The organism is Phyllobacterium sp. 628, from assembly GCF_014189505.1.
Lineage (GTDB): Bacteria > Pseudomonadota > Alphaproteobacteria > Rhizobiales > Rhizobiaceae > Phyllobacterium.
This window is the reverse complement of the sequence record NZ_CP050301.1, coordinates 2,368,525-2,390,416: the sequence shown is the minus strand read 5'-3', so window position 1 is coordinate 2,390,416 and position 21,892 is coordinate 2,368,525. Positions and strand designations below refer to the sequence as shown.

Genomic DNA, 21,892 nt, shown 5'->3' with positions numbered 1-21,892 from the left:
ATGCCTTCTCCTGATTGGCTCGCAAAAGCTCCGATTGCCCATCGCGGATTGCATGATCTCAATAAAATCCGGTGGGAAAACACCCTTTCGGCTTTTGATGCCGCAGCAAGTGCCGGATTTGCCATCGAATGCGACGTTCATCTTTCGGCTGACGGGGAAGCGCTGGTCTTTCACGATGGAACACTGGACCGGCTTGTTGGCAAGCCGGGCAACATTCATGACATGACCGTCGCTGCGGCAGCGGCGTTACGGGTGGGTGGTACAAAAGATCACGTGCCTACATTGGCCGAAGCGCTCCGGCTGATTGCTGGCCGGGTTCCCATTATCATTGAACTCAAAGGCATTCCCGGCCGCGATGACGGTCTCGTTAAAGCTGTTGCCAGGGATTTAGCCGGTTATGAAGGCGATGCTGCGATTATGTCCTTCGATCACCACCTCATCCGCTTGTTCGGCAAAGATGCTCCGGGCATACCGGCCGGGTTGACTGCTGAAGGGTTGAAAGACAGCGATCTCGAAGCGCATTTTTCCATGCTTGCCTATGATATCGATTTTGTCTCGTACAATGTCCATCACCTCGAAAATCATTTCGTCGCGTTTGTGCGAGGCAAGCTTGACCTCCCGGTCATTTCATGGACGGTGCGCAGCCCTGATGACAAGGCGAAGAGCGATGCCCATGTGAATCAAATCACCTTTGAAGGGTTCGATCCGCGAACCGCCTAATGCCGCGGATGTTCCACATTATTGCCTCTTGTATCGCCGGGTGAAATACCTAGCTTAGACCAAGGGGCAGCGACGTGTTCATCGTCCTGCCGGCAACGTCAGGAAGCCAAATTCACCAATGCCAAATCTTGATCAGGGCGAGTTCACCTTGCGCGTTGGCGACGGCATCGGCGCGTTTACGCCGGAGGAATGGTCAAAACTGACCGGGACATCAAGAGATGCGCCGGATTACAATCCATTTCTTTCTCAAGCATTTCTATCATCACTCGAAGATTCCGGCTGCGTTGCCCGTAAATCCGGCTGGCTGCCACAGTTTTTACGCCTTGAAGATGCGACCGGTGCCGTCATCGGAGCAGTTCCTTGTTATCTGAAGGGTCACAGCCAGGGCGAGTATGTCTTCGACCACGGCTGGGCCGATGCTTTTGAGCGCGCCGGTGGCCGGTACTATCCGAAACTGCAGGCCAGTATCCCATTCACCCCTGCAACAGGCCCTCGTCTGCTTGTCCATCGCAACTGGGACGGCGCCGCCGTGCGCGCCGCACTTGCCAATGGACTGCGGCAATTGACCGGACAGCTTGGTGTTTCATCAGCACATTCAACGTTCGTCAATTCGGATGATTTACCAGCATTCGATGAAGCTGGCTTCCTGCACCGCATCGATCAACAGTTTCACTTCTTCAATAAAGGCTATGAAACATATGATGATTTTCTGGAAAGTCTGGCGGCACGCAAGCGCAAGGCGTTAAAACGCGAACGGCGCGAAGCGCTGGCCAACGATATCACCATTGACCGACTGACAGGCAGCGCCCTGACAGAGGCCGTGTGGGATGATTTCTATACATTCTATACGGACACGGGCAATCGCAAATGGGGTCAGCCCTATCTCAACCGCGCGTTCTACCGGCTCATCGGCGAGCGTATGCCTGACGATATTGTGTTGATAATGGCAAAGCGCGACGGCCGCTATATTGCCGGGGCGATCAATTTTATCGGTTCAGACCGGCTTTTTGGCCGGCATTGGGGCTGCATCGAAGATCATCGCTTCCTGCATTTCGAGGTTTGCTACCATCAGGCCATCGATTTCGCCATTGAACGCAAACTGAAGGTAGTGGAGGCAGGCGCGCAGGGTGAACACAAGCTGGCGCGGGGCTATCTGCCAGTTACGACCCATTCTGCCCACTACATTGCACACGAGGGCCTGCGCCGCGCTGTCGCTGACTTTCTGAAACACGAGCGCAACGACGTCGCCCAAATGAGCGAGATTCTGAATGAGCACGCACCGTTCAAAAAATCTGATTGCTGAGGGCATCTTTTGATCCACACGGCTTGACCTTCGCGTCTCTGATGGCGAAACATCGGGTTCATTCGACAGAACAGACAGGTGCCTTATGAGCCAGCCCTACGAAGACAACAATGTGTTTGCCAAAATCCTTCGTGGTGAGATTCCATCCCACAAGCTCTATGAAGATGCCGACACTTACGCTTTCATGGATGTCATGCCGCAGGGTAATGGTCACTGTCTGGTCATTCCCAAATTACCTTCGCGCAATATTCTGGATGTTGCGCCGGATAGTCTGGCGGCAGTCATTGCCACCACACAGAAACTGGCACGTGCGGTAAAAGCGGCTTTCGATGCCGATGGCGTCACTGTGATACAATTCAACGAGCCTGCCGCAGGCCAGACCGTATTTCACCTGCACTTTCACATCATTCCACGCTTCGACGGCATTGCCTTGAAACCGCATACGGGACAGATGGAAGATCAGGGCGTTCTCGCCGCCAATGCAGAGAAGATCCGGCAGGCATTGGCCAGCCTTTGAAACTCAGGAAAACAGCAGACCGGCAATCAATACAATCTCGGCCGCAATCACACTGACGATCACATGACGACCGAGACGTAGATATGCCACGAACCCGACAGCCGCCGCGCCAATACGCAGAAAAACCGACGATTCGGCCAGCGATCCGCTGGGATACAGGATCAATTGCGCAATCACTCCGGCAACAAGCGCTGTCGCAACAGCGCGAACAGCAATGAGCGCCTCCAGATCTTCGCGCACTCGGCCGCCAATCAGTACGCCGAGATAGCGCCAGATATCGGTAGGGAGCCATCCGGCGAGCAGGATGAAGAGGTACGGCCACCACCAGTCCGTCAGGCTATGCCACGTCATGCCGCCTGCCCCCTCGCCTTGGCCCATCGCACATAGGCCATTGTAACGATCCCTCCGGCAAAACCGGTCAGCAGCAGGTCATAGGCTGGTGCAAGGTGATGGATCAGCGGAAACAGCAGCAATCCGGAAACCATGGCCACATGAATCGAGCGATCACGCGCTGACCCCCATAACGATGTCAGGAAATACATCGGTGTCAGGAAGAACAGCGCTGCAAAGACGATGGGCGGAAAGTCAGTCGAGAGAAAATAGACGAGCGCCACGACCAGGGAATTGGTCAATGTCAGCGTCATTCCAAGACCGGCAAAATAGCTGGTGCGCATATTGCGGGGAATGTGTTGAAAGCGCTCCATCCCCATAACCCACGCGGTCACAGCAATAAAATGGCACAGCAAAAGCAGCGTAATTTTACGTGTTTTCGGCCCACGCAATTCCGGAATGAACGCTGCAACCATCGGCATCAGCCGGATTGACGACAGAGCCACCGCAATGGCGGCTCCCACAAGCGAATAGCCTCCTGAGATCGCGCCAATAAGGACAATATTGGCTGGCAATGCCCAGATCGTCGCCACCATGAACGACGCCTGTAACAAAGACACGCCATTCTCGCTGGCAAAACCGGCAAAGCCGACATGTGCCGTCATGAGAATGAAAGCAGGTACGCTGATGATTCCAGATACCCCTGAAAGAAACCAGGAAAATCTGGTTTTCAGATCGTCATCATCCTGATCTTGCGGCGGAGAAAGTGCGGAATCGGCCATGCCATCATCGATAACCCGAAGCGGCGGTGCCAGCAAGAAAAAGGCCGCCCGGAGGCGGCCTTCTGATTACTTCTTGCGCGGTACCTTGGGTACCGAAGCCTTGCCACGCGAAGGCGGTGCAGGCTCATCAAAAACCGACGGTCCAGCCGACGCTTTCTCGAGTACAGGCTTTTTCGGCGCTGGCTTCTTCTTCGCAACCGGTTTTTTCTCGACCGCGATCTCTTTCTTCGGCTTCACCACGACTTCGTCGGCGATGTAATCGAGAACAAGACCCTTCGAACCATCGGTCTTCTCGGCAACCGAGACAACAACCGTGCCACCCTTCTTCAGCCTGCCGAAGAGCACTTCATCAGCCAGAGGCTTCTTGATGTACTCCTGAATGACACGGCCAAGCGGACGGGCACCCATGCGATCATCGTAGCCTTTTTCAGCCAGCCAGGCGATTGCCTCAGGCTTCAGATCGAAGGTCACGCCGCGATCAGCCAACTGGGCTTCAAGCTGAATGACGAACTTCTGCACCACCTGATGAATAACCGGAACCGGCAAAGGACCGAATGGAATGATCGCATCGAGACGGTTGCGGAATTCCGGTGTGAACAACCGGTTGATCGCTTCCATATCGTCGCCTTCACGACGGGAAGAACCGAAACCGATCGCCGACCGTGCAGCATCCGAAGCACCCGCATTGGTTGTCATAATTAGAATGACATTGCGGAAATCGATCTGCTTGCCGTTATGGTCGGTCAGCTTGCCGTGATCCATGACCTGCAACAGGATGTTGAACAGATCCGGATGCGCCTTCTCGATTTCATCGAGCAGCAGCACGCAATGCGGATGCTGATCAACGCCGTCGGTCAGAAGCCCCCCCTGATCGAAACCGACATAGCCGGGAGGTGCACCAAGCAAACGCGATACCGTGTGACGCTCCATATATTCGGACATGTCAAAACGCAGGAGTTCCACGCCGAGCGACAGCGCGAGCTGCTTGGCCACTTCGGTCTTGCCTACGCCGGTAGGACCGGAGAACAGGTAAGAGCCGATTGGCTTTTCCGGTTCACGCAGACCAGCACGTGCCAGTTTGATCGACGATGACAGCGCTTCGATGGCCAGATCCTGACCGTAAACAACGCGCTTCAGTTCAGCCTCAAGATTGGACAGAACGGCTTCGTCATCCTTGGAGACAGTCTTTGGCGGGATGCGGGCCATCGTGGCAATCGTTGCCTCGATTTCTTTGACGCCAATCGACTTCTTGCGCTTCGACTCAGGCAACAGCATCTGGCTGGCACCTGTTTCGTCGATCACATCGATTGCCTTGTCCGGCAACTTGCGGTCGTTGATATAGCGCGCTGACAGTTCCACAGCCGATTTAATGGCTTCCACAGTGTACTTGACCTTATGGAAGTCTTCGAAATACGGGCGAAGACCCTTCATGATCTCAATGGCATCCGGGATGGATGGCTCGTTGACATCAATTTTCTGGAAGCGGCGAACAAGCGCCCTGTCCTTTTCAAAGAACTGGCGGAATTCCTTGTATGTCGTTGAACCGATGCAACGAATCGCACCCGAAGACAGAGCCGGCTTCAGAAGGTTCGACGCATCCATTGCGCCACCTGACGTTGCACCCGCACCGATGATGGTGTGAATCTCGTCGATGAACAGGATCGCACCTGGGAACTCCTCGAGCTCCTTGATGACCTGCTTCAGGCGTTCTTCGAAATCACCGCGATAGCGTGTACCGGCAAGCAACGTGCCCATATCCAGCGAAAACACTGTGGCATCGGCCAATACGGACGGAACCTTGCCTTCGACAATACGCTTGGCGAGACCTTCGGCGATGGCAGTCTTGCCAACACCGGGATCACCGACATAGAGCGGATTGTTCTTCGAGCGGCGGCACAGAATCTGAATAGTCCGGTTGATCTCCTGATCACGGCCGATCAATGGATCGATCTTGCCCGCTTTCGCCCGGTCATTCAGGTTGTTGCAGTAAGCCGTCAGTGCGTCCTGCTTCTTCTTCGTTGCGCCACCCTCTTCCGACTCGGGCGCGTGGTTTTCTTCATTGTTGCTCTCGGCACCCAGCGGGGTGCGTGGCTCCGATGCGCCTGGACGCTTCGAAATCCCGTGCGAGATATAGTTGACCGCGTCATAGCGGGTCATCTGCTGTTCCTGCAGGAAGAATGCCGCATGGCTTTCCCGCTCGGCGAAAATAGCGACAAGGACATTGGCCCCGGTCACTTCTTCACGGTTGGAGGATTGGACGTGGATAACGGCACGCTGGATGACGCGCTGGAACGCGGCAGTCGGCTTTGAATCCTCGTCATACCCGGTGACAAGGTTATCCAGCTCGTGATCGACATAATCGGTCACGGTGCGCGTCAACTGTGCGAGGTCAACATTGCAGGCGCGCATGACACTGCTCGCATCCTGATCATCGATCAATGCAAGGAGCAAATGCTCCAGCGTTGCATATTCATGATGATGCTCGTTCGCGATTGTCAGCGCCTGGTGGAGGGCTCGCTCCAGACTAGGTGAGAAGGATGGCATGAAACCTCACTTTTTCTCCATCACGCATTGCAGCGGATGTTGGTTTTGCCGCGCATAGTCCATGACTTGGGTCATCTTGGACTCGGCGACCTCATAGGTAAAGACACCACATTCGCCTACCCCATGATTATGCACATGAAGCATGATGCGCGTGGCATCTTCTTTGTTCTTCTGGAAAAAACGTTCCAGAACATGAATGACGAATTCCATGGGAGTGTAATCGTCATTCAGGAGCAACACCCGGTAAAGACTCGGTTTCTTCAGTTTAGGCTTGGTTCTTGTGATGACAGCCGTTCCCCGGCCGGGGCCATTGCCGCTGCCTTTGTCGTCATCCTGCATTATGGGTGCAAACCGCTTCATCTCTTCCAGTACCCGCATTTCGTGTCGTGAGTTGCCCTGTGTATCCTATGTAGGTCGCAACGCGTCAATTTTAAGCCCTCTCCCGAAGCATGCAATATCAACTTGCCGCTGCACAGTGCGATTTGATGTACAGAAACAAAAAAAGTCCGGTTGCGCGGGCAACCGGACCTTATTTACGCCAGAAAAGCGACTGGATTTATTTTGTGACCTTGGCCACGGCAGCCTCGTAAGGCTTGTAGGCTTCCTTGGCGAGATCAGCATAGAGTTCGCCGAACTTGGTTGCCTGAGCAACAAATGCCTCGTAGGCCTTCTTCGAAAACGCGGTGTGCGTTTCGTAAAGCTGTTCTACCGACTTGGTCGCGCCCAGCTTTTCAACCAATGCTGTGCCTTCCTCGAGGGACTTCTTCGAGTACGCAGCTGCTTCATTGGCGATTGTCTGCAAGCCCTGCGAAAGAACATTGACGCTCTTCAGGGAATTGTTGACAAATTCTTTGCTGGATTCATTCAGAGTTTCGAACGGATTGGCCATGACAGGTCCTTTCACAAATTGAATTTCCTCTTGGCCGTCATTTAGGGTGCGCTGCACAAAAAGTCAATAATATTGTGCACTGCAATATTTCATTAACTTTGAAACCAAATGCCACCTAATGTGTGAACTTTCCGGTTACCATAAACAGTTTGGTAACGCTGTTGCAGCTAAAGTCTCGACATCCGTATCTGAGGCTTCTTTGCCGTCAGTTGAATTCCATTATACGCTTCGTATGAGCAGGTGTTGATTGTGCTTTATCCAGCCGGCCAAGGTTCCAGACTTTTTACCAAACTAACGCATGCCTTTCTGGCTTTGACGCTCGCTTCCGGAATAAGTTTGATCGAGACGCCGTCCGCGTCGGCGGCAAGTAAGGCGTCGGCCGTTGTCGTTGATGCCAACACCGGCAAGACGCTGTATTCATCCAATGCCGATGCACAGCGTTTTCCTGCGTCGCTCACGAAGATGATGACGCTTTACATGCTCTTTGAGGCGATGGACTCGGGCAAAGTATCCAAATCGACACCGATACCTGTTTCAGCCTATGCCGCAGCGCAGCCCCCGACAAAAATCGGCTTCAAGCCCGGTCAGACTATCAGTGCAGAGGCAGCGATTCTCTCCATCATCACGAAATCGGCAAACGACTCGGCAACCGCAATCGGCGAATTTCTTGGCGGATCAGAACAGCGCTTTGCGCAGATGATGACCAACAAGGCGCGCCAGCTTGGCATGCGCAACACCACATTCCGCAATGCATCGGGACTTCCCAATCCGCAGCAGCATTCCTCTGCACGCGATCTGGCTATCCTTGGCATCGCGCTGCGTGAACATTTTCCGCAATATTATGATTATTTCTCCGCGCGCAGCTTCAGCTATCGCGGCCGCCGGATCGCTGGTCATAACCGGCTTCTGGGCAAGGTGCGCGGTGTGGATGGCATCAAGACCGGTTACACGCGCGACTCAGGCTTCAATCTTGTTTCCTCGGTCAATGTCGATGGCAAGAAAATGGTAGCCGTAGTCATGGGTGGAACCAGTGGCGGTGCGCGCGATGCACAGATGGCCAAGCTGATTGAACAATATCTTCCCGGCGCATCCCGCCGCAACGGCGGCAATCTCCTAGCATCGCGCAAGAACAGCAAAGTTCAGGTTGCTGCAGTAGATCTGCCGGAAGATGATGACGCACCTATGCCCATTCAGCGCGAAGAAGTGGTGGCAAAGACCAGCAATGTCGTGACGGCCTATGCGGCAGCCACACCATCGTCCCCCACCGCGCAAATCCTCACAGTTCCCACCCCGACAGCACGGGTCCAGGTTGCTGACGCCGAAGACGAAAACGATGTTGATCCGGTTACCACCGCTTCCGCATCAGGTCAGAGTTCCGCAAGCGGCTGGATGATCCAGATTGGATCGATGGGAAGCACGGACGAAGCCAAAGCCATTCTGGCGCGCGCAGCATCAGAAGTGGGCGGTCCTGTTGCTTCTTTGTCCACCTATACCGAAAAATTCCAGAAGGGCTCAGCGACCTATTACCGGGCCCGCTTCACCGGCATTGCATCGGCCAAGGCTGCAAACAGTGCCTGTGTTGCTCTCAAGCGCCAAAATTTCAACTGCTTCGCGATTGCGCCGCAATCGTAAAGCTACTGATCCGAAAGACCCGGATGTACCGAGTAGAGGGTTTTGCGAATGTCTAGTGTAAACGACTACCACGGCCCCGTTGCCAAAGAATCCCGTTCACTGTTCGGGGGTGTATACGCCCTACAGCAAGCGGCCCAGCGTATCGCTGATCTGCGGCGGGGCAATTCTGCATTCAAGACCATGGATCTGGTGAATGTGCTGTTGTGCCAGGCGGCCAGAACACGGCGTGCGGCAATGCCTCCTGTGACCCTCCGCATCCGTTCAAACAATCACAACGGCGTCTCGGCAGTCAGGCTGCGTATTTCCTGATCATGGCCGGGTTGGTTAGAGCAGCCCCAGGGACGCAAGCTCATTGCGTAGCTCGGGTGGCAGTTTGGCCCTGCCCCTACCTTGGCCTTCATCTGGCGGCACATCGTCACTTGTAAGATAGCGCCATCCCTGGAAAGCACGGCGGGGTTGCCATTCCGTGGCTATTACCCGCGGGTCCAGCACCAGATGACAGCGTGATATACCCTCATTGTCGGTAAAGGTGCGAATGTCGGTCAAAACCTGACGGCACTGGATATTGCCCTTGATCACCCAATAGAGCGAACCGCCTGCGAGCAATTCCTCGCCGCGTTTGGGCACCATACGTGTTGTATGAAACTGCTCCGCGGAAAGTCCGGCGCGCCTGCGTTCGTCGAGACGAAAGTCGATCCACGCGACGAGATCTTCGATCGCTGTGCAGCCGACGCAAAGTTTGACGAGATTGAGAGCCATCGTAGAGATTTGACGCTTTCCGGTTGTAACGTCAACCATATCGCACCGCTTCTCCACAAACCCGTAGCGAACGGCGCATGCAGCGCCATTCGCTGTCGTTGCTCAACTGTGTCCTGTGGCAGCCGCCAGTGTCGATGGTCCCGGCCGCCGTGCCGAAGACGTGGAGTGGCTTTCCGGCACCTCAACAGGCACTTCAACACCTTTCGCATCGTACAGCTTGCCGTTGAGGAAATAATCGCCGTCGTGCAACTGCGCGATATCCTGATAGCGCAAGGTTCGTTCTGTTCCGGCGACGAAAACCGATTGCTGATCCGAGTTTCCAGCCGTCAGATGGTTGAACACGAGGTTTAACACAATCGCCATGACGGCAGCCGAACTGATGCCCGAATGGAAGATGGTGGCAAACCAGACCGGAAAATGATCATAAAAGCCCGGCGAGGCGATGGTTATCATGCCGAAGCCAAGCGACGTCGCCACAATGATAAGGTTCATATTGTTGCTGTAATCCACCTTGGACAGCGTCCGGATGCCGCTGGCAGCCACTGCACCGAACAGGACTATGCCTGCACCGCCAAGAACAGCACTGGGCACGGCAGCGACGATACGGCCCATCACAGGCAGCAAGCCAAGGGCGACAAGAAAAACCCCGCCTGTCGCCACGACATAGCGGCTTTTGATACCGGTGACCGCAACCAGTCCGACGTTCTGGGCAAATGCGCTTTGCGTGAATGAGCCGAAGACCGGGGCGATCATACTGGAAAGCATATCAGCGCGCAGACCATCACCGAGGCGGCTTGAGTCGACCTTGGTTTCAATGATCTCTCCCACCGCCAGAATATCAGCTGATGTTTCGACAAGGGTCACCATAATGACGATGAACATCGAAACAATCGCCGCGATATGAAAGGTCGGATACCCCCACTGGAAAATAGATGGCAGCGCGATAAACGGTCCTTCGCTGACTTTTGAAAAATCAGTCATTCCAAGCGCCAAGGCGATCAACGTCCCGATGACGATGGCTAACAAGATGGAAAGCCGTGAAATTCGTGCACTGCCGACCTTGCTGAGCAGAAGGACAATGACCAAAGTCATCGCCGCCAGCTGAATATTGGCCATACTGCCAAAATCCGGTGCCTTGCTGTTACCGCCCATTGCCCAGCGCGCCGCAACCGGCATCAGCGTCAGACCGATGGTTGTGATCACGATGCCGGTAACCAATGGCGGAAAAAACCGGGTAATTCTGGAAAAAATCGGCGTGATCAGCAGTCCGATAAGCGAGGCCACCATGACAGCGCCCAGCACCGCTTCAATGCCGCCATTGCCTGTTATGGCGACCATAGTCGCCACGCCGGAGAACGATACGCCCTGAACGAGCGGCAAGCGGCAGCCAAAGAACGGTAAGCCTATCGTTTGCAGGATTGTTGCCAACCCTCCGGCAAATAGCGATGCGGTAATCAATTGCCCGATTTCGGATGATGATAGTCCTGCAGCCTGACCCAGAATCAGGGGAACCGCGATAATCCCGCCATACATAGTCAGTACATGTTGCAGGCCGTAGGCCATATTGGATCCGAGGCCCAGATTTTCGTCTTCAGGTCGCTCTTGTGGTGAATTCCCGATTGGATTTGATGCCAAGGTAGTGTCCTCCCAATACCTTTGTGCAGCCCAACCAACAATGTCAGTCGGGCGGGAGCAAACTATGGCACCATTTTGGGATTAGACTGTATCTGAATTATTGAAAGTCTTTGCGGCAATGCGCAGGTATTGGCACGGCCCGAACTATCGCGTCAGCATTCAACCACATTGACGGCAAGGCCACCAAGGCTGGTTTCCTTGTAGCGTTCGTTCATGTCCCTGCCTGTCTGACGCATCGTTTCGATACAGGCATCCAGCGGCACAAAATGCGTGCCATCGCCTTTGATTGCGAGTGACGCGGCGGTGACAGCCTTGACCGCTCCAAGCGCATTCCGTTCGATACACGGAACCTGCACGAGCCCCGCCACAGGATCACAGGTCATGCCCAGATGATGTTCAAGCGCGATTTCCGCAGCATTTTCGATTTGCGCGGCAGAGCCGCCCATAACAGCAGCCAAGCCGGCAGCCGCCATAGCGGAAGCAGATCCGACTTCGCCCTGACATCCGACTTCCGCGCCCGAAATCGAAGCGTTGTGCTTGATCACGCCGCCGACTGCGGCAGACGTCAGCAGAAAGTCCCTGATACCATCGGCATCGGCATCCTCATGGAAATGCAGGTAATAACGCAGCACGGCCGGAACAACGCCAGCGGCACCATTGGTTGGGGCTGTCACAACGCGCCCACCTGCAGCATTCTCCTCGTTGACAGCCATGGCGTAAACCGAGAGCCAATCATTGGCGAGCAGAGGATTCATACGGTTCTGCCGCCATTCCTCCTGCAGCCGGTCATGCAGATAACGGGCGCGGCGTTTGACCTTCAGCCCTCCCGGCATGATGCCCTCCTGCTCCAGTCCCCGGTCAATACACGAGCGCATGGCTGACCAGATACGATCGAGACCGGTGTTCAGGTCGTCGCGACTCATGAACATTTCTTCATTGCGTCGTTTCATTTCAGCAATGGAAAGCCCGCTTTGCTCAGCCATGGCCAGCATCTGCGCCGCATTCTTGAACGGAAACGGTACCGGATTCTCCGCTTTCGGCGCAGTCCGGGTTTTTGCGCTTTCAAGCTCTTCTTCAGTCACGACAAACCCGCCGCCGATGGAATAGAAAATACGACGCAGCAACAGACGTTCATCCGCATCATAGGCTTCGAATGCCATCCCATTGGCATGGCCGGGCAGTGGCGTTCTACGATCCATGATCAGATCAGTGGCGGGATCGAAGCGATAGATCGGATGCCCTTCAGGTCGAATGCGCTTTTCCTGTTTCACCGTTTCCAGCAAGGTGTCCATCGCATTTGGATCAATTGTTGCTGGCAGCAGCCCGCAAAGCCCCAGAGATCACCGCGCGGTCGGTTGCATGGCCGATTCCCGTGAAAGCCAGTGAGCCATGCAGGTGCACGCGCAGGCGATCGACTTTCACACCAGTCGGGCGCGGCCATTGCCCGCTCTTCAATTCATCAAGGAATTGACCGGCAGCCGTCATCGGGCCCATCGTATGGGAACTGGAAGGACCAATGCCGATTTTATAAAGATCGAAAACCGACAGGAACATTCAGGGCTACCTCCACGGGTGAAATTACATACGGCACATAATGGCCGGTCTGGTGCGAATGCCGCAGCCAGCAACCGACCTGACCTTGCGTTTCTACGACATGCCAGACCAAAGAAAAAGGGTGCAGACACGCTGCACCCTCACAAAGGAACTTTATTCCGGCTCAACTGAACGGGAGCCTGTTGTTTTGCTTCAGTGAATGGCCACGAGATAGGTAATCAACATAATCACTGCGAAACCTAGAACTGCCCAGGCTGTAATGCCCCAGCAGGATTTTTGAACGCTATCGTCCATGAAATTTGTATTTCCCTGTTTCTTTCGGAAGGTCACGATTCTTGTCAAACGCTCCCTCTCTGGGAGAATGGGTATAACCACCTGTGCCCCGCTTCGCAACGGCAAACATGGCAAAATCAGGGCATAGTCACGCATAACAGCATTGTGCTCGGCGCATGACTTCAATAATATCAACACCTTATATAATTTTTCTTGCAATCCGCCCGTTTACGATTGGGGTAAATTCATGTTGAGTGAATCTGCAAACGGAGTAACCTTTGCCCGATAGCCTTTGCTTCAACAGCGAGACAGCCGCATGCAATCTGTAACCTATATTTCCTATTGGCTCGATGCTCTGGCACTGGTGTATTTTTTCGCCGTTTGGGGGCTTTATTCCCATACGACTGCCAACGGCTTTCTCAATCGCCGCTCTCTTACGTCGGAGATGAACCTGGCCCGGCGGCAATGGATGACGACCATGTCGAGCCGCGAATTGCGCATGATCGACACCAGTATCATGATTGGCTTGCAGCAAGGCACCGGCTTTTTTGCGTCAACGTCGATTCTGGCCATCGGCGGTTGTTTTGGTCTGTTGAATTCCTCCGGCCGGGTGGTGACACTCTTCCACGAATTGTCTTTTTTAGGCGAAACCACGGAGCGATTGTTCGAAACAAAAGTGCTCGGATTGCTGGTGTTGTTTGCCTATGCGTTTTTCAAATTCGCGTGGGCATACCGGCTGTTCAACTATTGCTCGATCCTGATCGGCGGCGTGCCGATGGCGCGCGACAAGGCGCCGGATGATCCGCAGGTCGTATTCGCCGTCAATCGTGCAGCAGAAATCAACATTCTTGCAGGCCAGCACTTCAACAGCGGATTGCGCGGCATCTTCTTTTCCATCGGCTATCTCGGATGGTTCCTCGACCCGATCCTCTTCATGATCACAACAAGCCTTGTAGCTATTGTCCTGCTGCGGCGTCAGTTCTTCTCAAATGCCCGCGATGCACTCATGCGCAACGACGTGAACTCCGGCTTATAGACCGCGCGGCAGATACCGCCAGACAACAATCGCCGTAAACACCATCAAGGTTCCGAGCGCGATGAAGATCGCGCCGAGACCGAAGAACGTGAGAATGATCGAATAGAAAAATGCAGGCAGAAGTTCGGAAAAGTCGAGATATGTCCGGTAGACAGAAGTCATCTGCGCCCGTTCATGCGGATGCACCGCACGGATAAATGTCGTTGAAGCCAGTGTGTCCAGCGCCACGCAGAAGAACGCACCCGCGAGCAGCATTATTGCCGCAATCATCGGATGCGTTTCACCCGCAAGCCCTGCTCCCGCCAAGGCTGTTGCAAGCAGCAGGAAAACGCCTGAAATGGTACGCATCAGCCCCTTGGCCATGCCAACCTTGCCCCACAGGATAGAGCCAAGCAAAAACAGGTTGCCCAACGATACGAGCAGCCCGCCGGCGAGTTTACCCTGCCCTGTCGCCACCATCAGAATGGGCCCATAGACAAAGAATGTGCTCCAATAGCAGGACCGGGAAAAAGCAATCAGCCAAGCCAGCCGCAATCTTGGCTGCGCGATGAATCGTCGAACATTGGCGATGGGATTGGCCGCCCGGCTCGGGCCTTTCTGCAGGGCGGGATTGTCACTGAGCCGAAAGTACCAGAACAGGGTCAGAAGCAACAGCGAGAAGCCAATTGACAGAAGGAAAGGCGCGATCATGCCAATCGTGCTGTACAGGAATACACCAAGGAATGGGCCCGCGGTCCATGCGACGGTGGCCGTTGCCATACGCACGGATTCAGCGCGAACCAGTTCGCCCCGTTTGATATGATCCATGATGTAGAGGCTGAGCGTGATCGACAGGGTTCCGGCGCCAAATGTGCGCAGGAAAAGCCCCGCGGCCTGCCCAGGAACCGTATCAAGTGCAAAGGCACCGCACCCCAGCATCAAAGACACCGCCCCGGCCGTATAGACCCAGCGGCGTGGTATGCGGACAATAAGCAACGGAATGGACAGCGTCACGATCAGCCCAAGCATCGACATAATTGTATAGAGGATGCTGACGCTGCGTTCGCTTTGCAGCAGATCGTAGGTCTGTATCGGCACGACACTGGTGATGATCGCTCGCGCCATGGATTCAATGCCGAACAGGATCGCAAACACCCGCGCTGTCGGACGTTTGGCCGAGCTGATCCAAATAGGATGACGAACTTGATTGATCACTGGTTTGACTATCGGGAGCGTATTGATTTGAGTGCCCGGAGAATGTCGGGCTTAACGCAAGGGATAGCAGTCAATGCAGCGACATAATATGTCTGTTTCATATAAACTATTGAAACAAGTGCGAAATAACTCGTGTACTGACCTGAAGAAAGGTCATGGATTTTGTTTTGCATCTCCCCTAGCCTTGCGCACATAACAATAGAGATTCCATGCCATGAGCCAAACCGAGACGCTGACCCCGCCTGCAAAGTCCCGTCTCGGCAAGCTGGATGTTTTGCGCGGCATAGCGCTCATTGCCATGGCCACCTATCACAGCGGCTGGGATTTTGAGTTCTTCGGCTATATGGAGCCCGGCACCACCGGCCACGGCCTTTGGAAACTTTACGCCCGTATCATTGCCTCGACGTTCCTGATGCTCGTTGGTTTCAGCCTCGTTCTGGCGCACCGCAACGGCGTTCGCTGGCGGCCTTTCGGCATTCGCCTTGCGCAGATCTTGGTTGCTGCACTGGCGATTACTTTGGTCACCCGGTATTTTACCCCTGACAGCTTTGTATTCTTTGGAATCCTGCATGAAATCGCAGCAGCCAGTGTCCTTGGTCTGCTCTTCCTGCGGCTTCCAGCACTTATCGTTGCCGTGGCAGCGGCAGCCGTCATTGCCGCCCCGCATTTTCTGGCATCAGCAAACTTCGATGCGCCGGTATTCTGGGCATTGGGTCTCTCGGAAATACCCATCCGCTCGAATGACTATGTGCCGATATTTCCTTGGTTTGGTGCGGCGCTGGCGGGTATGGCTCTCGCCAAGACGCTCTTGCACTTCAACCTGATGAATGTTTTCTCAGGTGGTATCCGGCCTGATTGGCTGGATCGCGGATTGCGGTTTATCGGCCGCCACAGTCTGGCGTTTTACCTTATCCATCAGCCAGTGCTGATCGGCTGTGTCTTTCTGATCTCACACGTTTTCCCGCCTGCAACGCTCACGCCGCACGAGGTCTTTGACCGTGAATGCACGCGCAGTTGCTCTGTGGAGAGTGACAAAGCGTTCTGTGAACGCTTCTGCACCTGCACAATGAGCCAATTGGAAACAAAGAAACTTTTCGATGACGTCTATTCAGGCAAGCGCAGTCAGGACAATGACCCACAGGTGCAGGATGTCATCGGCATGTGCTCGCAGGAAGCGCTGCAGCCTTAAGTATCAGCTACCGGGTTGTGTCTCGGCGGTGCCGAACCAGGTGCTCATCGCTTCTTGAAGACCATCCTGTGTCCCTTCGCCCACCCACGCCACATATCCATCGGGCCGGATCAACACTGCAGTGGGAGCGGTAACCACGCCGAGCGCCGGCAGCTCCCATGAACCATCATAGTTGGCGCAAACCAACTGGACGCGGTTTGACCACGGCGCAATATCCAAACTGCCGGATGCGCCGAGATTCAAAAGCACGGGCCGTGCATTTTGGAGAAGCGTGAAGATACGCGTGGGACCATCGGGGGTGACCAGATCGAGGTCAGGCATGCGACGGCCAAGCAATGGATGCCCTTCGCCGAGATAGTAATGGATCCCAAGTCCTGACATTTCGGCAGCGATGCGTTTACGAGACTCGTCAATGCCGAGAAGCTCCAATACGATTTCACGCAGGGCGTCAGTGCGATCATCGGTGCGCTGTAATGCAACCTGCGCCATTGTCGTGCGCAACACGCGGGCTGCAATCGGATGCCGTTCGGCGTGATAGGTATCGAGCAAGCTTTCGGGCGAAGTTCCTTTCACGACCTGTGCCAGCTTCCAACCCAAATTCACTGCATCCTGCACACCCGTATTGAGGCCTTGTCCGCCCACCGGAGAGTGCACATGTGCGGCATCACCAGCCAAGAAAACCCGGCCCTTGCGGTAAGCCGCCGCCTGCCGCGACATGTCGCTGAACCTGGAAATCCAGGTTGGACTATGAATGCCGTAGTCTGTTCCGAATGCAGTGATGAGCGCTTCGCTGATATCCTGCAGCGAAGGCTCGCTTGTGCCGCGGACATCCTTTTCAGGTACCATGACACCCACGGGACCTTCATTGGCAAAGACGACCTTGCCGTCACGGATTTCGTACTCTTCCCTGCCGAAGGCAAAGAGGCCGAGCGCTGTGCGGTGGACTCCCAATGGCAGCTCCTCCGTCATCTCGACCTCAGCGAGAATATTGCTGGTCGTTGCATCCCATCCCGGAAACTCAATGCCAGCCGTTTTGCGAACCAGACTGCGGCCTCCATCGCAGCCGATGAGATAGCTCGCCCGCAAAGGCCCACCATCGGATAGTTCGATGGTGACGCCAGTGGAGTCTTGCGTGAAACCCGTTAATTCACGGCCACGATAGATCGGCACCTGCAACTCGCTTACCCATTCAGCCAGAATGCGTTCAATATGCTTTTGCCTCAGCGCCAGCCCATAATTGTGCCTGGTCGGAAAATCGCTGATGTCCAAACGGGTGACCGCGAATCCTGCGACTTGAGCCTTTTGTCCTTCCGCGAGAAACCGGTCCACGATTCCACGCTGATCCAAAACCTCAAGAGTGCGTGAGCTCAGACCACCGGCACGCGAACCGGCCAGCTTCTGGTTGGGGCGGCGTTCAACAATGGCCACGCCGATGCCTGCCAAGGCCAGTTCACCCGCAAGCATCAGGCCTGTCGGACCTGCTCCAACAATCACGACTGCATGGTCTGTCACGCGTAAACTCCCTTGGCGATTTCGGCTACAACCGCCTGAAACATGGCTTTGAGAACGGCACCCGCATTGGCACGATTCGCTGGAAACAAAAGAAGGTTTTGACGACGTTTATATGGCCAAGCGCTGTCAGGACAATGACTAGCAGGGGCAGGATGTTATCGGCATGTGCTCGCAGGAAGCTTTGAAGCCCTGATTTGATGGCACAAGCAGCGTGCGTGGTTCGCCCTAATGCCAATCGGAAAGATTGCAGAAGATGGTGCCGCTATCTCTCCCCTTGCGGGAGAGAACGGATTTTCTTGGATTTAGCCTCTCTTTGCTAAATCCTTAGAAAATCCAAGTGAGGGGGAAATTGCGGTTTACGTAAAATCCCCTCTCTTGCGATTTCTAGCACTTAGCCAAGTGGCTAAGATGCTGAAATCGCTTTCTCCCCACAAGGGGGGAGATAAATAACAGTCAGGTATTAACCCCAAGCTCAGCCAATCGTTCGATACACGCTTCCTCAACCTGATCGAGTTCCGTCAGCGTTTCCTCGATATCACGGCGCTTCTGGCGCAAGTCACCACGTTTTTCTTCCACGCGCTTCATCAAGAGGTGCAGTTGTCCCATTTCGCCCGGCGGGTCCCGGTACATCTGCACGATTTCATGGATTTCGGCGATGGAAAAACCGAGGCGCTTGCCGCGCAAAATCTGCTTGAGAAGATGCCGGTCCGATGGGCGGAACAAGCGCGTACGACCACGGCGAACCGGGTGGATCAGGCCTTCATCTTCATAAAACCGCAATGTCCGCGTCGAAACGCCGAACTCCCGTGTCAGCTCAGTAATGGAATAATATTCGCGCATGACAGACACTGCTCTGTTTTTTCTAATTGTTTCCTTTGAATGTTTGGCCATGCAATTACGTAAAAGTCAATTGCACCTTTGTAAGTACAAACAGACTTTAGTTTCAAAAGTCGGAAGCAATGCGCGATCAGCCCAACCCGAACCACCACGTCGCCAGTCCCAAAAATGAGAAAAAGCCGACAACATCCGTCACCGTTGTTACAAATACAGCGGAAGAAATAGCAGGATCAGCGCCAAACTTATCGAGCAGAAGCGGGATCAGGATGCCGCCAAGCGCCGCCGCCATCATGTTGATAATCATGGCTGTTGCGATGATACCGCCGAGTTCGGCATTCTGAAACCACAGGCCCGCCACCAATCCAATCATCAAGGCAAACAGTAAACCGTTGATCAACCCGACTGACGCCTCACGCCGAATAATGCGGCCCGCATTGTAGATGTCCATGTCGCGTGTCGCCAAAGCGCGCACGGTCACGGTCATTGTTTGCGTCGCGGCATTGCCGCCCATGGAGGCGACAATCGGCATCAAAACCGCCAGCGCCACCATCTGCTGGATTGTTCCGTCAAACAGCCCGATGATGGAAGCAGACAGAAATGCGGTAAACAGATTGACCACCAGCCATGGTGTACGCGAGCGTGACGTGGACAGGACAGAATCGGACAGTTCTTCGTCGCCGACGCCGCCGAGCCGCATGATGTCTTCTTCAGCTTCTTCCTGAATAACGTCGACGATGTTCTCAATGGTCAGAACACCAACGAGCCGCTCGTTTTCATCGACAACAGCGGCCGAGAGCAGATCGTACTGCTCGAAAATCTGCGCCGCTTCTTCCTGATCCATGGTGGCCGGGATCGCATGGCGCGTCTCGTGCATGATCTCATCGATCTTTGCATCCCGGCCTGCCCGCAGGATACGGTCAAGATCAATGGCGCCAAGCAACCGGAACATGGGATCAATAACAAAAATCTGCGAAAAGGATTCCGGGAGATCCGCATTGTTGCGCATATAGTCTATCGTCTGCCCGACCGTCCAGAACGGTGGCACCGCAACAAACTCGGTCTGCATACGCCGTCCGGCAGTCTCTTCCGGATAGCCCAAAGAACGGCGCAGACGAACCCGCTCGGTGAACGGCAACTGCGCCAGAATCTCGTCACGGTCTTCCTGCTCGAGATCTTCAAGAATGTAGACGGCGTCATCGGAATCAAGATCCTGGACACCTTCGGCAATCTGTCGATTCGGCAGCGCATCGACGATTTCAAGACGAACAGCTTCATCAACTTCGGTCAGCGCGGCAAAGTCGAACTCATCACCGAGCAGTTCGACAAGTGCGGCACGCTGCTCCGATTGCAGCGCCTCCAGAACGTGACCAAGCTCGGATTGGTGCAGCTTGGCGACGTGAGACCGCAGAAACAGGACATCGCGATCCGCAATGGCGGCGCCGACACGTGCGAGATAGGACGACCGGATAGCACCGTCTTCGCCATAAATGTCAGCGTCACGCTCATCATGTGCGGACGGAAGCAATGTTTCTGTTTCATCCATCAGTCCGCACCTGCCTTCCCGACGCGCGTTGCATATCGTCAGTTAGCGCATAACCCACGGAAACCAAATCGATTTCTGCGCGGATTATGCGCAAATTCAGAGCGTTACCGCGTCCGTGCGTCGATTGAATGACACACGGCTGGAAGATTACGCAGCGCTGTCTTCCCAGCCACTGATGGCCTTGACCTCAAGAAAATCTTCGAGGCCCCAATGCCCACCTTCACGGCCGATTCCCGACTGCTTATAACCGCCGAAAGGAGCGTCTGCCTTGTGCGAGGCGCCGTTGATGCGAACCATACCGGCACGAAGCTGTTTAGACACGCGCTTGATGCGCTCGCGATCACCCGATTGGATATAGGCAGCAAGCCCGTATGGCGTGTCATTTGCGATCTCGATTGCCTCTTCTTCCGTGTCGAACGGAATCATCGCAAGGACCGGACCAAAGATTTCCTCGCGGGCAATGGTCATGTCGTTATTGACGTCAGCAAACACAGTCGGGCGAACGAAATAACCGCGGTTGAAACCTTCAGGACGGCCGGTGCCGCCGGCGATCAGCCGAGCGCCTTCCTTGATGCCCTGTTCAATCAGACCTTGCACCTTGTTGAACTGCATTTCCGAAACGAGCGGGCCCATATGGTCGCCGTCCTGCGATGGATCGCCGACGACGGTAGCCTTGGCCGTCGCGGCGGCAACTTCCGTTGCCTGATCGTAGACGGAACGCTCTACCAGCATGCGCGTGGGCGCATTGCATGACTGGCCGGTATTGTTGAAGACATGCAGAACGCCGCGCTTGACTGCTGCTTCAACATCACTATCGGCAAAAACGATGTTGGGCGACTTGCCGCCGAGCTCAAGCGACACGCGCTTGACTGTGTCAGCTGCTGCCTTGGTAACAGCGATACCCGCACGGGTTGAGCCGGTGAAGGACATCATATCAATGCCGGGATGGCCGGACATCGCTGCGCCAACCGATGGACCGTCGCCGTTGATCATGTTGAACACGCCGGCAGGCAGACCGGATGCATCGATCATTTCAGCAAAGACAATCGAGGAAATCGGTGCGATTTCAGATGGCTTGAGTACAACGGTGCAACCGGCGGCAATAGCGGGAACAACCTTGAGGACGACCTGATTCATCGGCCAGTTCCAGGGCGTAATCAATCCGCAAACACCGATGGGCTCATAGGCGATCAGCACATTCTTGTTGTGCGCATCAAGCGGACGCTCAAATTTGAAATCCTTCAGGGCGCGAAGAAAGGCTTTGAGGTGGCCGGTGCCTGAAGCCGCCTGCTCTTCCAGAGCCATCTTGATCGGCGCGCCCATTTCGGACGAGATTGCCTGCGCCATATCATTGATACGGGCTTCATAAACGGCGATCAGACGCTCCAGCCATGCAAGCCGCTCTTCCCGGCTGGTTACACTCCACTTTGCGAAAGCTTTACGCGCAGCCGCAACCGCCGCATCAACATCCGCAGCAGATCCCACAGAAATGACAGCAAAAGGCTGCTCATCGGCAGGGTTGATCACATCGAGATCGCGTGCCACGGCCGGGGCGGTCCATTTTCCATTGATATAGAAATCGGTCTTGCGAAGCATGGCTGGTCTCCTGCCTGTTGTGTTCGGATTGGTGGTTTTAAAGCCGG

The 21,892-nt window shown here is 54.9% G+C and carries 18 protein-coding genes and 2 pseudogenes; 7 read left to right on the top strand and 13 right to left on the bottom strand.

The annotated features are described in order from the left end of the window. From HB779_RS13260 to HB779_RS13250, 3 genes are all read left to right on the top strand, one after another. Positions 1 to 720 carry a glycerophosphodiester phosphodiesterase gene (locus HB779_RS13260; protein ID WP_188342838.1) on the top strand — a complete coding sequence of 240 codons (720 nt, stop codon included), beginning with the start codon at positions 1 to 3 and terminating at the stop codon, positions 718 to 720. Positions 721 to 838: 118 nt separating this feature from the next. Next, on the top strand, positions 839 to 2,023 hold the full coding sequence (locus HB779_RS13255) for a GNAT family N-acetyltransferase (RefSeq protein WP_188342837.1): 1,185 nt from the start codon (positions 839 to 841) through the stop codon (positions 2,021 to 2,023). An 85-nt stretch (positions 2,024 to 2,108) separates the two neighbouring features. Then, the gene (locus tag HB779_RS13250; RefSeq protein ID WP_188342836.1) at positions 2,109 to 2,540 is read left to right on the top strand and encodes an HIT family protein; all 432 of its coding nucleotides are present in this window, start codon (positions 2,109 to 2,111) and stop codon (positions 2,538 to 2,540) included. A 3-nt stretch (positions 2,541 to 2,543) separates the two neighbouring features. On the opposite strand, the gene HB779_RS13245 is transcribed toward HB779_RS13250, so the two are convergent. The 5 genes from HB779_RS13245 to HB779_RS13225 form a co-directional block, all read right to left on the bottom strand. Further along, positions 2,544 to 2,891: an AzlD domain-containing protein gene (locus HB779_RS13245; protein WP_188342835.1), complete on the bottom strand. Its 348-nt coding sequence runs from the start codon at positions 2,889 to 2,891 to the stop codon at positions 2,544 to 2,546. Next, positions 2,888 to 3,652 (bottom strand): AzlC family ABC transporter permease, encoded by a 765-nt coding sequence (locus tag HB779_RS13240; RefSeq protein WP_188345920.1) that lies wholly within the window; start codon positions 3,650 to 3,652, stop codon positions 2,888 to 2,890. The genes HB779_RS13245 and HB779_RS13240 overlap by 4 nt, the downstream gene beginning before the upstream one ends. A 66-nt stretch (positions 3,653 to 3,718) precedes the next feature. Then, positions 3,719 to 6,196: an ATP-dependent Clp protease ATP-binding subunit ClpA gene (clpA, locus tag HB779_RS13235; RefSeq protein ID WP_188342834.1), complete on the bottom strand. Its 2,478-nt coding sequence runs from the start codon at positions 6,194 to 6,196 to the stop codon at positions 3,719 to 3,721. 6 nt (positions 6,197 to 6,202) lie between these two features. Then, positions 6,203 to 6,556: an ATP-dependent Clp protease adapter ClpS gene (clpS, locus tag HB779_RS13230; protein ID WP_188345919.1), complete on the bottom strand. Its 354-nt coding sequence runs from the start codon at positions 6,554 to 6,556 to the stop codon at positions 6,203 to 6,205. Positions 6,557 to 6,752: 196 nt separating this feature from the next. Further along, positions 6,753 to 7,085, bottom strand: coding sequence for a phasin family protein (locus tag HB779_RS13225; RefSeq protein WP_188345918.1), 333 nt, complete (start codon positions 7,083 to 7,085; stop codon positions 6,753 to 6,755). Between the two features lie 249 nt (positions 7,086 to 7,334). Between HB779_RS13225 and HB779_RS13220 the strand changes: the two genes are divergently transcribed. Together HB779_RS13220 and HB779_RS13215 are read left to right on the top strand one after the other, a co-directional pair. After that, positions 7,335 to 8,717 carry a D-alanyl-D-alanine carboxypeptidase gene (locus HB779_RS13220; RefSeq protein WP_188342833.1) on the top strand — a complete coding sequence of 461 codons (1,383 nt, stop codon included), beginning with the start codon at positions 7,335 to 7,337 and terminating at the stop codon, positions 8,715 to 8,717. A gap of 48 nt (positions 8,718 to 8,765) precedes the next feature. Further along, positions 8,766 to 9,026, top strand: coding sequence for a hypothetical protein (locus HB779_RS13215; protein WP_188342832.1), 261 nt, complete (start codon positions 8,766 to 8,768; stop codon positions 9,024 to 9,026). 15 nt (positions 9,027 to 9,041) lie between these two features. Here the strand turns inward: HB779_RS13215 and HB779_RS13210 are convergent, their stop codons facing one another. From HB779_RS13210 to HB779_RS13200, 3 genes and pseudogenes are all read right to left on the bottom strand, one after another. Further along, positions 9,042 to 9,476 carry a DUF1489 family protein gene (locus HB779_RS13210; protein ID WP_188345917.1) on the bottom strand — a complete coding sequence of 145 codons (435 nt, stop codon included), beginning with the start codon at positions 9,474 to 9,476 and terminating at the stop codon, positions 9,042 to 9,044. A 165-nt stretch (positions 9,477 to 9,641) separates the two neighbouring features. After that, positions 9,642 to 11,111, bottom strand: a pseudogene (locus HB779_RS13205) (nucleobase:cation symporter-2 family protein); the annotation flags it as partial. Between the two features lie 152 nt (positions 11,112 to 11,263). Then, positions 11,264 to 12,665: pseudogene (locus HB779_RS13200) on the bottom strand (L-serine ammonia-lyase). A 589-nt stretch (positions 12,666 to 13,254) separates the two neighbouring features. On the opposite strand from HB779_RS13200, the gene HB779_RS13195 reads away from it, so the two are divergent. Continuing rightward, on the top strand, positions 13,255 to 13,974 hold the full coding sequence (locus tag HB779_RS13195) for a DUF599 domain-containing protein (RefSeq protein ID WP_188342831.1): 720 nt from the start codon (positions 13,255 to 13,257) through the stop codon (positions 13,972 to 13,974). Here the strand turns inward: HB779_RS13195 and HB779_RS13190 are convergent. Continuing rightward, positions 13,969 to 15,168 carry an MFS transporter gene (locus tag HB779_RS13190; protein ID WP_188342830.1) on the bottom strand — a complete coding sequence of 400 codons (1,200 nt, stop codon included), beginning with the start codon at positions 15,166 to 15,168 and terminating at the stop codon, positions 13,969 to 13,971. The two genes, HB779_RS13195 and HB779_RS13190, sit on opposite strands and share 6 nt — an antisense overlap. Positions 15,169 to 15,382: 214 nt before the next feature. Here HB779_RS13190 and HB779_RS13185 point away from each other — a divergent pair, with 214 nt between their 5' ends. Continuing rightward, complete coding sequence (locus HB779_RS13185; RefSeq protein ID WP_188342829.1) at positions 15,383 to 16,357, top strand: heparan-alpha-glucosaminide N-acetyltransferase; 975 nt, start codon at positions 15,383 to 15,385, stop codon at positions 16,355 to 16,357. 3 nt (positions 16,358 to 16,360) lie between these two features. Here the strand turns inward: HB779_RS13185 and HB779_RS13180 are convergent, their stop codons facing one another. The 4 genes from HB779_RS13180 to HB779_RS13165 all read right to left on the bottom strand — a co-directional run bounded on the left by HB779_RS13180 (position 16,361) and on the right by HB779_RS13165 (position 21,845). Next, positions 16,361 to 17,869: an FAD-dependent monooxygenase gene (locus HB779_RS13180; protein WP_188342828.1), complete on the bottom strand. Its 1,509-nt coding sequence runs from the start codon at positions 17,867 to 17,869 to the stop codon at positions 16,361 to 16,363. 453 nt (positions 17,870 to 18,322) lie between these two features. After that, positions 18,323 to 18,709, bottom strand: a complete 387-nt coding sequence (locus tag HB779_RS13175; RefSeq protein ID WP_188342827.1) for a MerR family DNA-binding transcriptional regulator — start codon at positions 18,707 to 18,709, stop codon at positions 18,323 to 18,325. A gap of 127 nt (positions 18,710 to 18,836) precedes the next feature. Then, positions 18,837 to 20,249, bottom strand: coding sequence for a magnesium transporter (mgtE, locus tag HB779_RS13170; protein WP_188342826.1), 1,413 nt, complete (start codon positions 20,247 to 20,249; stop codon positions 18,837 to 18,839). 147 nt (positions 20,250 to 20,396) lie between these two features. After that, a complete protein-coding gene (locus HB779_RS13165) occupies positions 20,397 to 21,845 on the bottom strand; it encodes an aldehyde dehydrogenase family protein (protein WP_188342825.1) in 1,449 nt (482 codons plus the stop codon). Positions 21,846 to 21,892: the final 47 nt, after the last annotated feature.

What these genes read in the sequence shown, in the direction of transcription:
- HB779_RS13260 (WP_188342838.1), top strand. Translation starts at nt 1, where the DNA reads ATGCCTTCTCCTGATTGGCTCGCAAAAGCTCCGATTGCCCATCGCGGA.
- HB779_RS13255 (WP_188342837.1), top strand. Translation starts at nt 839, where the DNA reads ATGCCAAATCTTGATCAGGGCGAGTTCACCTTGCGCGTTGGCGACGGC.
- HB779_RS13250 (WP_188342836.1), top strand. Translation starts at nt 2,109, where the DNA reads ATGAGCCAGCCCTACGAAGACAACAATGTGTTTGCCAAAATCCTTCGT.
- HB779_RS13245 (WP_188342835.1), bottom strand. Translation starts at nt 2,891, where the DNA reads ATGACGTGGCATAGCCTGACGGACTGGTGGTGGCCGTACCTCTTCATC.
- HB779_RS13240 (WP_188345920.1), bottom strand. Translation starts at nt 3,652, where the DNA reads ATGGCCGATTCCGCACTTTCTCCGCCGCAAGATCAGGATGATGACGAT.
- clpA (WP_188342834.1), bottom strand. Translation starts at nt 6,196, where the DNA reads ATGCCATCCTTCTCACCTAGTCTGGAGCGAGCCCTCCACCAGGCGCTG.
- clpS (WP_188345919.1), bottom strand. Translation starts at nt 6,556, where the DNA reads ATGAAGCGGTTTGCACCCATAATGCAGGATGACGACAAAGGCAGCGGC.
- HB779_RS13225 (WP_188345918.1), bottom strand. Translation starts at nt 7,085, where the DNA reads ATGGCCAATCCGTTCGAAACTCTGAATGAATCCAGCAAAGAATTTGTC.
- HB779_RS13215 (WP_188342832.1), top strand. Translation starts at nt 8,766, where the DNA reads ATGTCTAGTGTAAACGACTACCACGGCCCCGTTGCCAAAGAATCCCGT.
- HB779_RS13210 (WP_188345917.1), bottom strand. Translation starts at nt 9,476, where the DNA reads ATGGCTCTCAATCTCGTCAAACTTTGCGTCGGCTGCACAGCGATCGAA.
- HB779_RS13195 (WP_188342831.1), top strand. Translation starts at nt 13,255, where the DNA reads ATGCAATCTGTAACCTATATTTCCTATTGGCTCGATGCTCTGGCACTG.
- HB779_RS13185 (WP_188342829.1), top strand. Translation starts at nt 15,383, where the DNA reads ATGAGCCAAACCGAGACGCTGACCCCGCCTGCAAAGTCCCGTCTCGGC.
- HB779_RS13175 (WP_188342827.1), bottom strand. Translation starts at nt 18,709, where the DNA reads ATGCGCGAATATTATTCCATTACTGAGCTGACACGGGAGTTCGGCGTT.
- mgtE (WP_188342826.1), bottom strand. Translation starts at nt 20,249, where the DNA reads ATGGATGAAACAGAAACATTGCTTCCGTCCGCACATGATGAGCGTGAC.
- HB779_RS13165 (WP_188342825.1), bottom strand. Translation starts at nt 21,845, where the DNA reads ATGCTTCGCAAGACCGATTTCTATATCAATGGAAAATGGACCGCCCCG.